Origin of the sequence: Chryseotalea sanaruensis, from assembly GCF_003990915.1 — a bacterium.
GTDB classification, from domain to species: domain Bacteria; phylum Bacteroidota; class Bacteroidia; order Cytophagales; family Cyclobacteriaceae; genus Chryseotalea; species Chryseotalea sanaruensis.
In genome coordinates this window covers 247,094-262,670 of record NZ_BHXQ01000002.1, presented here as the reverse complement: position 1 = coordinate 262,670, position 15,577 = coordinate 247,094, and the positions used below count along the sequence as shown (strand labels likewise).

Here is a 15,577-nt window from a genome sequence, read left to right as displayed (position 1 = left end):
AATGACGAGGCTGTTCTACAGCGATTCGGGAAATGGTCAGCCGGTAGTTTTACTACATGGCTTTCTTGAGACAAATGTTATCTGGAAAGAATTCTCTGAAAATCTCTCAGCCGATTATAGGATACTGGCGTTCGATTTACCCGGTTTTGGTCAAAGTCCTTTACCCGAAAAAAGCCCTTTCACGCTTAATGAAATAGCTGGGCAGATTAACGATGTGCTGGTTAATCTAGGACTGAATGATGTTTTTCTTATAGGGCATTCGTTGGGAGGCTATGTAAGTCTTGCCATGGTTGAGGCACGCCCCGATATTTTTTCAGCCTTTTGCCTTTTTCATTCCTCGGCATTGGCAGATTCTGAGGAGAAAAAAGAAGCAAGAACTAAGACAATTGACTTTGTAAAGAAGAATGGAGCACTTGCATTTACCAGCAATTTTGTGCCTCCATTGTTTGCAGACCCTAACCATACGGCTGTTAGTGCAGTTAAGCAAATGGCTATTGCTACATCAGAAGAAACAGTTACACACTACCTGGGGGCTATGCGCGACCGCCCGGAACGAATTTCTTTGTTAAAAAAATTTCCAAATCCCATATTATTTTTAGCAGGAGAGAATGACAGTGTTATACCCGTAAAAGCCCTGATTGAGCAGTCTAAATTACCTAAGAAGGCCACTATTCATGTTTTAACCGATGTTGGCCATATGGGGATGGTTGAATCTCCTGTGGAATGCCTCACCATTATTAAGGAGTTTTTATCGCATATTCACTAGTTCAGACAAAGCTTGCATCATTTTTAAGAACTCAGTTGTCAAATATTAAAAAACAGTAGTAAATTGAGTTCTGTTTTGTGGCAAATACCACCACATTAGGTAGTAAATTATCGAACTTTTATATTTGTTTACAAAAGAAACCCAAACACCCAACCCTTAAAATATGGATCCACTTTACGATCATTCAGCCCACTATGACCAATGGAACCAGGCAGCCATGCAGATTGCTTACGCTTTTTGGGCGGCAACTGCTTTGCTGATTCTTGGATATCTAGTAAGATTAGCTGCCGTAGGAGAGGCTAAAGACAAGTACGACTTTATTAACCGTCATGAAATCCGCATTCTTTGGATAGCCGTTATAATTGCGGTTATTGGGGGTTGCTTCCTGGCAAATTCTAATGTGGAAGAGTTGAATGCTCTTTGGATCGTAGTTCGCGTATTCACAACTGTTTCGATGGGTCTTATTGTAGCCCTTATCTTCCAGAACTTACTTAAGTTTTACTACCCATTCTACATTGAAAAGCGTTTGCGCGCTTTACGTTATAAGCCGCGCGTTTCTCCTAAAACTGGCAAGGCAATGAAGTTGCTTAGCGAAGAAGAAGAAGATGCTTACCTGGATGAAGGTATGATCGCTGAAGAAAATGTTTTCTCTGTTGACTACGATGTGTGGAAAGATGAAGAAACTGGTTTCATTAAAATTGAACGCTACTCAGGTCACTTACATGCATTGCAATGCCCAGAATGTAATTACCAGACTTTCAAGGTGGTAAAAGAAGAAATTATTAAAGTACCCACAGCAATGGAGGAAGGTGAGCTTTTAAAGCATTTCCAATGCGGGTACTGCGGTTATAAGGGCAAAAAGACAGTACACCTTAAGGCAGCCACTAAATTAGAGTCGGCAACAGCTTAAACTTTACAAAACCTCCTAAACTAAAAAGGGCTTCATTTGAAGCCCTTTTTTTATTGTATGAGAATAATCCTTAAGCTCTTCCATTTTTTACTTTAGACTTGAATTTTTTTAACTGATTCCGGAGCGCCTCAGTAGCCATGTCAGCAGCAGCTTCGAACGACTTTGCTTTCTCCGTTGCGAAGAGATTATTGCCAGGTACATTTAGCTTTATTTCAACCGTTTTGTTATCAATACCCTCATTGTTTAATCGAAGAAAGACTTCTCCATCTACCATACGATCGTAGAACGTTTCCAGCTTTGTGACCTTTTTTTGAATAAAATCAATCAGTTTTCTGTCTGCATCAAAGTGGATAGAATGAACTTGTAACTTCATAGCACTAAAATTTAAGGTTGAACATAAGATGCCTTTGTCTTTTACCCATCGGCTTTGGGTTGCTCTTACTAAATTTTACATAAGCGTTGGTTTTAGTTGTATATCAGGCTTTTGGATGAGCTTGCTCAAAAGTTTTTTTCAGTTTCTCCATGGTGTTGTGCGTATAGACTTGCGTTGCCGCCAAGCTACTATGGCCAAGTAAATCCTTTACGGCATTTATTTCCGCACCTTTATTTAATAAGTGCGTTGCATAGGTATGCCTCAATACGTGAGGACTTTTTTTATCAGAGCTCGTTGTGTTAAGATATTTTTTCACAATGCGTTGTACCATCATTCGGTAGGCAGGTTTACCATTATCAGTTACTATTAATAATCCGTGTTCGGATTTTACAAGCACTTTGTCGCGTGCCTGTTGATACCGCTTAATTATTTGAACGAGAGATTCGCTGAAAGGGATAACTCTCTCTTTATTTCTTTTTCCTAAAACTTTAAGGGTTCTATTTTTGAAATTAATGGACTTGTCGCCCAATTGGAGTAACTCTGCCAAACGCATACCGCTACCATAAAATAGCTCCATAACTAACCTATCGCGGTGACCTTCAAGAGAATCTTCAAAAACTACATGGTCAAGCATTTGATTCATTTCTTCTTCGCGCACAAATGAGGGGAGCCGTTTTTGGGTCTTAAGCACCATAATTTTAAGCAAAGGATCTTTTGAGAGACTCCCCTGTCGCATCAAAAACTTAAAAAAAGCTCTTAAGGTAGCAATTTTGCGATTTACTGACCTGGGTTCATTTTTCTCATCTACTAATTGTGCAATCCATGAGCGCACCATGCCATAGTTAGCAGAGGTTAAATCTTCAGTTTCATAAGTTTCTTTAAGGAAGGACTTGAATTGCAGGAGATCTCCTTTGTATGCAATCAGCGTGTGTTTGCTGAGACGTTTTTCAAATTCAAGATAACGTAGGAAAGGATCTATCATGCTCTGGATTCAACGGCTACCAGAGCAATGTAAAAAATAAATCCCCGAAAGGAAATACCTTCCAGGGATTGTGGAAATATTGTTAATAAAAAAGGCGGCTTATTGAGCCTCCTGATCTCTTAAGTTCTGAATATAAGCAGCCTTAATAATTTGTGTTCTTCTGCGCACAGATGGCTTTTCAAAAGCTGTACGACTGCGTAATTCACGCAAAACGCCAGTTTTTTCAAACTTCTTCTTAAAGCGCTTAAGAGCTTTATCAATTGACTCGTTTTCTTTGATGTTGATAACTAACATGATCTTATGTATTAGGGCTGCAAATATAGGGTTTCTGGTATAACTTCTGCAAATTTATTTCAAAACTGCTCTTGAAATCACCAATTTTTGAATTTCTGATGTCCCCTCGCCAATAGTACACAGTTTAGCATCGCGATAGTACTTCTCAGCTGGAAAGTCTTTAGTATAACCGTAACCACCAAAAATCTGCACACCTTCGTTTGCTACTTCAACAGCAATTTCTGAGGCATAAAGCTTGGCCATGGCAGACTCCTTATTAACATTAAAGCCTTTACTTTTCATATCAGCAGCTCGGTAGGTCAAAAGCTTGGCGGCCTCAATTTTTGTAGCCATATCGGCAAGTTTAAAAGCAATGCCCTGAAACTTGGAGATAGCTTGGTTAAACTGATGCCTCTCTTGGGAATATTTCAAAGCGGCTTCAAAAGCACCTATGGCAATACCTAGGCTTAATGAGGCTATTGAAATACGACCACCATCCAAAATTTTCATGGCTTGGATAAATCCCTCACCTTCATTTCCAAGCATTTGTGACTTATGCACACGACAGTCTTGAAAAATAAGTTCTGCAGTTTCTGAGGCACGCATGCCTAATTTGTTTTCCTTTTTACCAGAAGTAAAGCCTTGTGTACCCTTTTCAATAATAAAAGCAGTCATGCCGTGAGAGTCACCCACATTACCTGTTCTTACAATGACTACAGCCACATTACCCGATTTACCGTGTGTAATGAAATTTTTAGCACCATTAATAATATAGTGATCTCCATCTTTTACGGCAACAGTTCTCATGTTTCCTGCATCAGAGCCTGTATTGGGCTCCGTTAAACCCCAGGCTCCAATCCACTCACCGGAAGCTAACTTGGGTAAATATTGTTGCTTTTGAGCCTCATTTCCAAAGCTTAGTATATGACCAGTACATAATGAATTGTGCGCTGCCATGGATAGACCGATAGATCCGTCTATTTTTGAGAGCTCTACAATTGCCGTAACGTATTCTAAATAGCCAAACCCGGCTCCACCGTATTCTTGTGGCACCAGCACTCCCATAAGTCCGAGTTCCCCGAGCTTATTAAAAAGCTTAACCGGAAATTCTTGAGACTCATCCCACTCCATCATTTTAGGTTTAATTTCTTTAGCTCCAAAATCGCGAATCATTTGGGCGATCATTCGCTGATTCTCAGTCTCTTCAAAGCTTATTGTCTTTTCTTTCTCAACAAGTGTTTCCATGTTCTTTAATAAATAGACTTCAAAGGTATAGATATTGTGTTGTTTTACAAACGAATGTTAGTTTGGTCAGTAACTGATGATGTTCATCACTAAAAATCATTGCCTTAATGAGTATTTTCGCACCTCAAATCTGATAAAATGAAAATAGCGGTAATAGGAACAGGATATGTTGGACTGGTGACAGGTACGTGTTTTGCAGAAACAGGCAACACCGTCACTTGTGTCGATATAGATATTAATAAAGTAGAGAAACTCAAATCAGGAAAGATTACCATATACGAGCCAGGCCTTGAGCAGCTATTTGAAAGAAATCTTAAGCAACAAAGACTATTTTTTACCACAGACCTGGCTGAAGGCATTAAGGATGCTCAAATAATTTTTTTAGCACTGCCCACTCCTCCAGGTGAAGATGGATCAGCTGACTTAAAATACATATTGAAAGTTGCTGATGATTTAGGGCCTTTATTAAGATCTTTTAGTGTAATTGTTGACAAGAGCACTGTTCCGGTTGGTACAGCAGAGAGGGTTCGCGACCGTATTGCTGCTAATGCAAAAGTTGAGTTTAGCGTAGTGTCTAACCCTGAGTTTTTAAGAGAAGGGGTAGCCGTTGAAGATTTTATGAAACCTGATCGTGTTGTCATCGGTACAACCTCAGAGAAGGCAAAAAAAGTAATGGAGCAATTATATGCACCATTTGTAAGACAGGGCAATCCTATCATCTTTATGGATGAACGTTCTGCAGAGCTTACTAAATATGCAGCTAACTCCTTTTTGGCAACCAAAATCACTTTCATGAATGAGATTGCTAATCTTTGTGAGTTAATGGGTGCAGATGTTGATGCTGTTAGAAAGGGAATTGGAACTGATAGCAGAATAGGTAAACGCTTTCTTTTTCCAGGTATAGGTTATGGTGGCAGCTGCTTTCCAAAAGATGTGCAGGCTTTAGCCAAGTCTTCTAAAGATGCCGCGTACGATTTTAAAATATTAAATGCTGTGATGGATGTTAACGCATCTCAAAAAACTAAACTGATAGCAGCCATCAAGCATTATTTTAAAAACAGTTTAGAAGGTAAAACAGTAGCTGTTTGGGGATTGGCTTTTAAACCCCATACTGACGACATAAGAGAGGCACCTGCTTTAGAAAATATAGAATCACTTTTAAGTGAAGGAGCTATTGTAAAGGTAAGTGATCCTGAAGCGATGGAGAATGTGAAAACAATTTTTGGTAGTAAGATACAGTTCTGCGAAAATCCTTATGAGGCAGCTAAAGATGCTGATGCACTTTTTATAGCAACTGAATGGCCGGAATTCAGAACACCGGATTTTGAGAAACTATCAACGCTGCTTAATAATAAGGCAATTTTTGATGGAAGAAATCTTTACGACTTACAGCAAATGCGTGAGTTAGGTTATACATATTACAGCATAGGAAGAGAGGTTATCAATGGCAAATAAGAAAAGAATACTCATAACGGGCGCAGCCGGTTTTTTAGGATCGCATTTGTGCGAAAGGTTCATTAAAGAGGGCATGCATGTTATTGCCATGGATAATTTGATAACAGGCGATCTGCGTAATATAGAACACTTGTTTAAACACCCTGATTTTGAATTCTATCATCACGATGTTTCAAACTTTGTACATGTTTCTGGGCAATTGGATTACATTCTTCATTTTGCTTCGCCAGCAAGCCCGATTGATTACCTGAAAATTCCAATTCAGACCTTAAAAGTTGGATCATTGGGAATACACAACCTATTGGGTTTGGCTCGCGATAAAAAATCGAGAATTCTTATTGCATCAACCTCTGAGGTATATGGGGATCCACTAGTACATCCTCAGACTGAAGAGTACTATGGTAATGTAAATCCTATAGGCCCACGTGGTGTCTATGATGAAGCCAAGCGTTTTCAAGAAGCGATGACGATGGCTTATCATACATATCATAAAGTAGACACGCGTATACTGCGCATATTTAATACTTACGGTCCACGCATGCGCCTGAATGATGGGCGAGTGTTGCCAGCCTTTATTGGACAGGCTTTAAGGGGTGAAGACCTTACTGTTTTTGGTGATGGCTCACAAACCAGGTCTTTCTGTTATGTTGACGATCAGGTGGAGGGCATTTACCGTTTACTTATGTCTGATTATCATTTACCAGTTAACATTGGTAATCCTGATGAAATCACCATTCTTCAGTTTGCTGAGGAGATTATTAAACTTACGGGCACGGATCAAAAAATAATATTTAAGGAACTACCAAAGGACGATCCCAAGCAGCGCCAACCGGACATAACACTTGCTAAAAGTCTTCTTGGCTGGACTCCCAAAGTTTCGCGTGCTGAAGGTTTGAAAATTACCTATGAGTATTTTAAAACCTTGCCAACTGAAGTTTTGTACCAGCGGGAGCATAAGGATTTTGATAAATACATTCGATAACACTAGAAATAGGCTGGTAACAGCAGAACTTTAGTTGGCATAATTTTGCCATAAATGAAAAAAGAGCTACATTTGCAGCACTTTCTATGAAATTGTCAAGAGGGGACCTTAAAGTCCCCTCTTTGATTTTCAACTTTTATGGATCTGGCAGATAACATACGACAACTTGCGGAAGGCCTATTGAGCAACGATAGTTTATTTATCGTTGAGGTAAGCGCTGTTATGAAACGTAAGCCAGGTAAAATATTGGTTGTGTTGGATGGTGATGACGGAGTTTCTATTGAGGACTGCGCTAATTTGAGCAGAAAACTCTCTGAAAGCCTGGATGAACAACCTGAGGTAGATGAGAATTATTTACTTGAGGTAACTACTCCAGGACTAGATCAGCCGCTGAAGTTACACCGACAATACAAGAAAAATATTGGCCGTACACTAAAAGTTAAGGTGAAAGAAGAAAATACACCTGCAGAAGGTACACTTACAGCGGTAACAGAAAGTGCCATTACCCTTTCACAAAAAAGTGGTAAAGGAAAAAAAGCAGAAGAGAAGGATTTAACCATTCCTTTTGAATTAATAGATAAAGCATTTGTGACAGTTTCCTTTAAATAAAAACAGCAATGGACGCGCATGAATTAATTTCATCATTTGCAGAATTCGCGAAGCAGAAAAACATTGACAGACCTACGATGATTCGTATCCTGGAAGATGTATTCCGTAACATGATTCGCAAGAAATTTGTAGAGGATAGCAACTTCGATATCATTATCAATGCCGATAAAGGTGACTTGGAGATTTACCGTGTCCGCGAAATTGTTGACGATAATTCTGAAGACATCTGGGATCACGATAAAATCAGCCTGACAGATGCACGTAAAATCGAGCCTGATTTTGAAGTGGGTGAAGAGGTTTCTGAACAAATGTACATTGAGGATTTTGGAAGAAGAGCAGTTACCACTGCCCGTCAAACCTTAATTCAGAAGGTAAAAGACCTTGAAAAAGATATTTTATTTCAGAAATATAAAGATCTGGTTGGCGAAATCATCACTGGGGAAGTATACCAGGTTCTTAGCCGCGAGGTTTTGTTGATTGACGCAGAAGGTAACGAAATTGCTATTCCGCGTAGCGAACAAATTCATAAAGACCGCTACCGCAAGGGTGAAAACGTGCGTGCAATTGTTCATAAAGTTGAAATGATAAATGGTAATCCTAAAATCATTTTATCAAGAACATCGCCTGTTTTTATCGAGCGTTTATTTGAGCAGGAGGTGCCAGAAGTGTATGATGGTTTAATCACCATTAAGAATGCTGTCCGTGAGCCAGGTGAGCGTGCCAAGGTTGCTGTGGAATCTTACGATGACCGCATAGATCCCGTAGGTGCTTGTGTGGGTATGAAGGGATCTCGTATTCATTCTATTGTGCGTGAATTGCAGAATGAGAATATCGATGTTATTAACTATACAGAAAACCTGGAGCTTTACGTGCAGCGTGCATTAAGCCCTGCTAAGATCACCAGTATAAAAGCGGATAAGGAGAACGGACGTATTTCTGTATTCCTTAAGCCCGATCAAGTGTCATTGGCTATTGGTAAAGGTGGTTTAAACATCAAGTTGGCAAGCCGTTTGGTTGGCTACGAGATAGATGTATTCAGAGATGTTGAAGAAGGCATGCTTGATGAAGATGTTGATCTTGTTGAATTCTCTGACGAAATTGAAAGCTGGATTATCGATGAATTAAAACGCATCGGTTTAGACACAGCAAAAAGTGTACTAGCCCTATCAAAAGAAGAGCTAGTGCGCAGAACAGATTTAGAAGAAGAAACTGTAGAGCAGGTTCTTGGAGTATTGAAGAAAGAATTCGAATAGATTTTTAGATAATCCATCGATTTTTAACAAAAACAAAACCGCTTTACGCGAAAAAAGAGCAAACTTACAGTATGGCAGAAGATAAGATGATAAGGGCGAGCCAGGCAGCGCGAAAACTCAACGTGGGATTGCACACCATAATAGAGTTTTTGGCGAATAAAGGCCATGTGGTTGAAAACAACCCTAACGCTAAGCTTACTCCTGAGCAATATGCATTGCTTTCTAAAGAGTATGCCTCATCTGCAACTGAAAAACTCGAAGCATCCAATTTGCAAATTGGTATCAAGCATATCGAGAATGTAGTAATTGAGCCTGAGAAGGAAGTTCATAAAAAGAAGGCTGAAGACGAAGAAAGTATTCTGATAAAGAATATTGGTGCAAAAGAGGTGAAGCCTAAGGAGGAACCTAAGCCACAACCATCTACCAAGGTAGAGGTTGAGAAACCTAAATTAGAAGGATTAAAGGTTGTTGATAAAATTGACCTGGAACCTAAACCGAAGGCGAAGAAAGAAGAGCCTGTTAAGAAAGAGAAGGCACCAGAACCTGCACCAGTAGCTGAGGTAAAACCTAAACCAGAAGTAAAGGTTGTACCACCAGTTGTCGAGAAGGCTAAAGAAGTTAAAGAAGAAAAAATACCGGATGCACCTAAGCCGGTTGTCGCTGAAAAAGCGCCTGAAGAGAAACCGCAAGAGGTTATAAAAGCAACAGCAGAAAAACTTCAAGGCTTGAATGTATTGGGTAAAATTCAATTACCTTCTGAAAAGAAAAAAGATCCTGTCGCATCATCTGATGTGCGCGATGATAAACATAAGCGTCCGCGTAAAAGAATTTCTAATGCACCACCAAATCAGCAAGGACAAGGTGGTGGCAACAGACCACAGCAATTTCAGCGTGGAGGTGGTAACAGACCGCAACAACAGCAGTCACCACGTACCCCTAAGGCAGAACCTACAGAGCAGGAAATTCAGGAAAAAATTAAGGCAACCCTTGCTAAACTTAGTGGAGGTGGTGCTAAAAAAGCAACAGGTGCTAAGTATAGAAAGGAAAAGCGTCAGGCTTATACAGATGCAGCAGAGCAACGTGCCATTGAAGAACAAAAGGAATCAAAAATTCTAAAGGTGACAGAGTTTATCTCTGCTAATGACCTTGCTTCAATGATGGACGTTTCTGTTAACGATGTTATCTCAACTTGTTTAGGTTTGGGCATGTTCGTATCTATTAACCAACGTCTGGATGCAGAAGCGATAACAGTAATTGCAGATGAATTTGGATATGAAATTCAGTTTATCTCTACTGAAGATGAAACAGGTGTTGAGGAATCAAATGATGCTGAAGAGGATTTACAAGACAGAGCACCGATTGTAACCATCATGGGTCACGTTGATCACGGTAAAACATCCTTGCTTGACTACATCCGTAAAACAAAAGTTACAGCATCGGAAGCAGGTGGTATCACGCAGCACATTGGTGCGTATGATGTTATAACTAAGAAGGGTAACAAAATTGCATTCCTTGATACTCCAGGTCACGAAGCCTTTACAGCGATGCGTGCCCGTGGTGCAAAACTTACTGACATTGCTATTATTGTAGTGGCTGCTGATGATGATGTGATGCCGCAAACAAAAGAGGCAATTAACCACGCACAGGTTGCTGGTGTACCTATTGTTATTGCGATTAATAAAATTGATAAGCCAACAGCAAACCCTGATAAGGTTCGTGAATCACTTTCGAAGAATAACATTCTTGTAGAGGAGTGGGGTGGTAAATATCAGTGCCAGGAAGTTTCTGCGAAAAGCGGACAAGGTATTGAAGATCTATTAGAGAAAGTTTTACTGGAAGCAGAAATATTAAACTTGAAAGCAAACCCTGACAAACCAGCGGTTGGTTCAGTTGTTGAAGCTTCATTGGATAAAGGCCGTGGTTATGTTGCCACCATCATGGTGCAAGCCGGGACTTTAAAGGTTGGTGATATTATGGTTGCCGGTGCGAATTACGGTCGTGTAAAAGCGATGTTTGACGACACTGGTAAAAAGGTAAAAGAGGCAGGGCCATCTACACCGGTAGTTGTACTTGGTTTGGAAGGGGCACCACAAGCAGGTGAGAAATTCCAGATCATGGAAACTGACCGTGAGGCAAGAGAATTAGCAGGTAAGCGCTCACAATTACAGCGTGAACAAAGCATACGTACACGTAAGCACATTACACTTGATGAAATTGGTAGGCGTTTAGCAATAGGTTCGTTCAAGCAATTGAATGTTATTGTTAAAGGTGACGTGGATGGTTCAGTTGAAGCCTTGTCAGATTCATTGTTGAAATTATCAACAGCTGAAGTACAAGTAGCCATCATCCACCGTGGTGTTGGTCAGATCTCAGAATCTGATGTGTTGTTAGCTTCAGCTTCTGATGCGATCATCATTGGTTTCCAGGTGCGTCCTTCAGGTTCAGCTAAACGTTTAGCTGAGAATGAAGAGATTGAGATACGTATGTACTCAATCATCTATGATGCCATCAACGAAGTGAAGGCTGCGATGGAAGGCATGTTGGCACCTCAGGAAGAAGAAGTCATTGTGGGTAATGCAGAAGTGCGTGAGGTATTCAAGATTTCTAAAGTAGGTACCATTGCAGGTTGTATGGTAACCGATGGTTCTATCAAGCGTAGTAATCCTATGCGATTAATTCGAGATGGTATAGTTACTTATGCCGGTAAACTAAGTTCATTGAAGCGTATGAAAGACGATGCAAGCGAAGTACGTACAGGCTTTGATTGCGGTATCCGTATTGATGGTTTTGATGACATACTCGTAGGCGATGTAATTGAAAGCTACGAAATGAGAGAAGTGAAGAGAACGTTATAATCTCAGTTTTTATAAAAGTAAAAGCCTTTCTGATTTTTCAGAAAGGCTTTTTTATTTTTAGATATTCATTCCCCCTTACAAGTGATGCAATTATTATACGGCAAAGTTTAATCTGAATTAAAAACTTGCTACCTTACTTATACAAACTTCCCTAAATGAGTAAATTTTCTGTTGGTAGTATCGCTGAATTTGAAAAGCACATAGGCCTTGAGTTGGGTGTATCCAATTACCTGACCATTACACAAGAGCAGATTAATAAGTTTGCAGATGCCACCCTAGATCACCAATGGATACATACAGATCCCGAGAGAGCTTCCCAAAGTCAGTTTAAATCAACCATTGCGCATGGTTATTTAACTCTTTCGCTGGTTCCATATTTGTGGGAGGAGATAGCCGATATTAAAAATGTAAAAATGTTGGTGAACTATGGCATCGAAAAGCTTAAGTTCAATCAGGCCGTATTAGTCAATAGTGAGGTTCGACTAAGAGTAAAGCTTTCGGCGTTAACCAATTTACGAGGCATAGCTAAAACTGAAATGGAAGTTACGCTTGAGATCAAAGATAATCCTAAGCCTGCATTTACTGGGACAATTGTGTTTCTATATCATTTTAATCAATCTTAGTTGTTACAAACTAAACTTTAGGTAATCAGAGATTGACTAATTTGTTAGTATATTGATTTCTATAATTTAACTCATTGAGCCATTTTAAGATTCTCGTTGCATTTATATTTGCCTCGGCTATTGGCATTTTGCTTTTGCCTAAATTTTCTGTTGACCTCAATCCAGATAACAATCTCCCAAAGCTCGTTGTAACATACCAACTTACCGGTGCTACCCCTGAGTTGATTGAACAAGAAGCAACTTCACCTTTGGAATCAGTATTATCTCAAATTGGTGGAATACAAAATATTTACTCAATATCATCACTGTATAGCGGAACAATAGAAATAACTTTTGACAGGGATGTAGATTTGGATTTTAAAAAATTTGAAGTCTCATCAAGTATTCGTCAGTTATATCCAAAGTTACATAAAGCATTAACATACCCTCAAATTGAACAACGAGGCAAAACAGATGTCAGCAAACAACCCATATTACTGTATAAGATCAATGCACCGTATGCTTCCTTCGAAATTAAAGAGACTGTCGGAAAAATATTCGTGAATTCACTTTCCTTAATACAGGGAATCAGAGAGGTAAGTGTTTACGGGGCAGAGGGTCTTCAAATTAGTGTTGATTATGATGTTGATAAGCTGAGCATACATAATATAGCGCCATCACAAATCCATGCGATTCTTCAGGATGAGTTTAGTTCGTTTTTTCCTGGTGCTTTATTCTTAGCTTCCGGACAAAAGTTGGCTATCAAAGTTGATAACAATTTGAAATCCATTGAGGAAATAGAGCATATAAAACTACCAACAACATCAGGATTAATACAGTTAAATGATTTAGCGACTATCTCAATTCAAGAAAGTAAGCAGAGAAATTATCAGCGTGTAAATGGATTAAATTCAATTTCATTATCAGTATTTGCTGATGAGGGAGTAAACAGGTTAGATCTTGCAAATACAATAAAAGAAAGTGTGGATCAACTTAAGGCAAAGTTGCCTTTGGATTATGCTATTGAGTTAGACTACGATGATACGGAGTTTTTAACAAAAGAAATTGAGAAAAACTATACAAGAGCACTACTTTCAGTATTAATACTCTTAGTTTTTATACTGATTGCATATAGAAACTGGAGACATTTATTAATTCTGTTTACGGGAATATTGGTTACTTTAAGTATTACTTCACTGATCGGCTATTTTTTAAAAATCTCAATTCACCTTTATACCATTGCAGGTATCACAATTTCTTTCGGTCTCATTATTGACAATGCTATTGTAGTGTTAGATCAATTGGAAAGAAGGGCGGGTAAAAGTATTTACAGCGCTGTACTAGGAGCCACGATGACGACCATTATGGCCTTGTTATTGGTGCTCTTTTTGCCAGAACAAGAAAGACAAAACTTGACGGAGTTTTGTATAATAGTTGCCATAAGTCTTTTCTGTTCAATTTTGGTGTCGCTGTTTTATATACCAGCACTTTATAAGCTTACTCGTTCAGGCGCATCGTATAACAATAAGTTATTCAGTTCAGCATCGAGGATGAGAATTAAATTTTTTAATAACTACTCAACTCTAATAACAATACTTTCAAGTTACCGAAGAGTTGTCATTGGTCTTTTAGTGCTCTGCTTTGGTATTCCTATTTTTCTATTACCTGCAAAGTGGGATGACCACGAGTGGTACAACAGCACAGTAGGAAGTGAACTTTATCAGGATCAGATAAGACCTGTAACTGATAAAATTTTGGGTGGTGCATTAAGACTTTTTATAAGAGACGTTTATGAAAGGTCGGGCTATAGAGATCCACAAAGAACTGCGCTTTACATTGAGGCATCGCTTCCTCAGGGCAACACGCTTAATGATATGGATAGAGTTATCCGTTTTATGGAGACTTATCTCCAGTCGGTACAAGGCATTAAAAAATTTATTACAAATGTAAATTCCGGACAAAGAGGTTCAATAGTAATTTTTTTTGAAAAGAAGGTTGAGAATGGATCGTTGCCTTACCAGCTAAAAAGCAGACTTATTGCCCAATCATTAGATTGGGGTGGTGTGGACTGGAATATTTATGGTGTTGGAAGAGCTTTTAGTAATAGTTCAGGGGAGTCTCTACCAAACTTCAAGGTAAGTATGAAGGGTTATAATTATGAAGAACTTGAAGCCCAGTCTCAGATTTTATCGGATAAACTTCTAAAACATAAGCGCATTCAAAAAGTTAATACAAATGAAAGACTTAGCTGGAACGATCGATCTATTGAGCATTTCGTTTTAAGTATTGATAAAGATAAACTAAGCGGTTTGGCTTTGACACCTGCCAGAATTGCTCTAAATCTGCAGGAGAAAACAGCACTTGAGTATGCATCTGGTAGTTTAAATTTGAATGGTAAATCTATACCACTTTATGTAGCGCCAGCTAATGGCGAAACCTACTCCACTTTTGATGTATTGAACGATTATCAAAGGTCTGATCAAGTACAATATCAACTTACAAATACTGCTGAACTAATCAAGGAGAAAACAGCAAATGCCATTCATAAAGAAAACAAACAATACATTCGCCAAGTTGGTTTTGATTATTATGGAAGCTATCAGTTCGGGGATAAATACTTAACTGAAGTTTTAACTGAACTCAGCACAATTATGCCGCCAGGCTATTTAGCAGAAAAACTGAATTGGTCATTTTCGTGGGAAAAAACAAAAAGACAGTATAGTTTACTACTTCTCTTAATTATTGGTATTTATTGTATATCTGCAATATTATTTGAAAGTTTAAAGCAACCCTTTTATGTAATTATAAGTATACCTATATCATTTATTGGTCTCTTTCTAAGCTTTTCATTATTTGATCTGTATTTCGATCAGGGAGGTTATGCAGCATTTGTGTTGTTAGGTGGATTAGTAGTTAACTCAAGCATTTTTATTTTGAATGATTTCAATCAAAAAAGAAAAAAGAACAGAAGAGAATTCATTAAAAGCACATTTATTAAACTAAGACCTATTACACTCACTATATTGTCAACTTGCATGGGGCTGGTGCCATTTTTAATTGGTGGCCAGCATGAAATTTTCTGGTTTTCTCTGGCAGCTGGAACAATTGGCGGCCTAATTGTATCAGTAATTTCGATTGCATTAGTACAACCAATACTTATGGTAGATAAATCATAACGTCTAAATTCTTTCTGAACAAATGCAATAGCTATTAAGATCAGTAGCATAGTATGTGCATACTAAAAAGAATATCTCTAGCGCTATTTCAATATG

13 protein-coding genes are annotated in these 15,577 nt (G+C 38.7%); 9 read left to right on the top strand and 4 right to left on the bottom strand.

Translation table 11 applies throughout. The features are described from left to right. Position 1 precedes the first annotated feature (1 nt). Entirely contained in the window at positions 2-766 is a 765-nt protein-coding gene (locus SanaruYs_RS05600) for an alpha/beta fold hydrolase (protein WP_127121548.1), read from the top strand. Positions 767-929: 163 nt separating this feature from the next. Then, a complete protein-coding gene (locus tag SanaruYs_RS05595) occupies positions 930-1,676 on the top strand; it encodes a hypothetical protein (protein ID WP_127121547.1) in 747 nt (248 codons plus the stop codon). Positions 1,677-1,746: 70 nt separating this feature from the next. Here the strand turns inward: SanaruYs_RS05595 and hpf are convergent, their stop codons facing one another. From hpf to SanaruYs_RS05575, 4 genes are all read right to left on the bottom strand, one after another. Next, positions 1,747-2,049, bottom strand: a complete 303-nt coding sequence (hpf, locus tag SanaruYs_RS05590; protein WP_127121546.1) for a ribosome hibernation-promoting factor, HPF/YfiA family — start codon at positions 2,047-2,049, stop codon at positions 1,747-1,749. Positions 2,050-2,152: 103 nt separating this feature from the next. Further along, the gene (locus tag SanaruYs_RS05585; protein ID WP_127121545.1) at positions 2,153-3,031 is read right to left on the bottom strand and encodes a phage lytic cycle repressor MrpR family protein; all 879 of its coding nucleotides are present in this window, start codon (positions 3,029-3,031) and stop codon (positions 2,153-2,155) included. A gap of 99 nt (positions 3,032-3,130) precedes the next feature. Beyond that, positions 3,131-3,325 (bottom strand): 30S ribosomal protein S21, encoded by a 195-nt coding sequence (rpsU, locus tag SanaruYs_RS05580; RefSeq protein ID WP_127121544.1) that lies wholly within the window; start codon positions 3,323-3,325, stop codon positions 3,131-3,133. 54 nt (positions 3,326-3,379) lie between these two features. Then, entirely contained in the window at positions 3,380-4,549 is a 1,170-nt protein-coding gene (locus tag SanaruYs_RS05575) for an acyl-CoA dehydrogenase family protein (RefSeq protein ID WP_306307924.1), read from the bottom strand. A gap of 138 nt (positions 4,550-4,687) precedes the next feature. Between SanaruYs_RS05575 and SanaruYs_RS05570 the strand changes: the two genes are divergently transcribed. The 7 genes from SanaruYs_RS05570 to SanaruYs_RS05540 all read left to right on the top strand — a co-directional run bounded on the left by SanaruYs_RS05570 (position 4,688) and on the right by SanaruYs_RS05540 (position 15,481). Further along, positions 4,688-6,004 (top strand): UDP-glucose dehydrogenase family protein, encoded by a 1,317-nt coding sequence (locus SanaruYs_RS05570; RefSeq protein ID WP_127121543.1) that lies wholly within the window; start codon positions 4,688-4,690, stop codon positions 6,002-6,004. Then, positions 5,994-6,986 (top strand): UDP-glucuronic acid decarboxylase family protein, encoded by a 993-nt coding sequence (locus SanaruYs_RS05565; RefSeq protein WP_127121542.1) that lies wholly within the window; start codon positions 5,994-5,996, stop codon positions 6,984-6,986. The genes SanaruYs_RS05570 and SanaruYs_RS05565 overlap by 11 nt, the downstream gene beginning before the upstream one ends. Before the next feature lie 138 nt (positions 6,987-7,124). Next, positions 7,125-7,595, top strand: a complete 471-nt coding sequence (gene rimP, locus SanaruYs_RS05560; RefSeq protein ID WP_127121541.1) for a ribosome maturation factor RimP — start codon at positions 7,125-7,127, stop codon at positions 7,593-7,595. A gap of 8 nt (positions 7,596-7,603) precedes the next feature. Then, positions 7,604-8,848: a transcription termination factor NusA gene (nusA, locus tag SanaruYs_RS05555; RefSeq protein ID WP_127121540.1), complete on the top strand. Its 1,245-nt coding sequence runs from the start codon at positions 7,604-7,606 to the stop codon at positions 8,846-8,848. A gap of 71 nt (positions 8,849-8,919) precedes the next feature. After that, entirely contained in the window at positions 8,920-11,703 is a 2,784-nt protein-coding gene (infB, locus tag SanaruYs_RS05550; protein ID WP_127121539.1) for a translation initiation factor IF-2, read from the top strand. A 155-nt stretch (positions 11,704-11,858) separates the two neighbouring features. Then, positions 11,859-12,326, top strand: a complete 468-nt coding sequence (locus SanaruYs_RS05545; RefSeq protein ID WP_127121538.1) for a MaoC family dehydratase — start codon at positions 11,859-11,861, stop codon at positions 12,324-12,326. Positions 12,327-12,400: 74 nt separating this feature from the next. After that, the gene (locus SanaruYs_RS05540) at positions 12,401-15,481 is read left to right on the top strand and encodes an efflux RND transporter permease subunit (RefSeq protein WP_127121537.1); all 3,081 of its coding nucleotides are present in this window, start codon (positions 12,401-12,403) and stop codon (positions 15,479-15,481) included. The last annotated feature ends 96 nt before the right edge of the window (positions 15,482-15,577 follow it).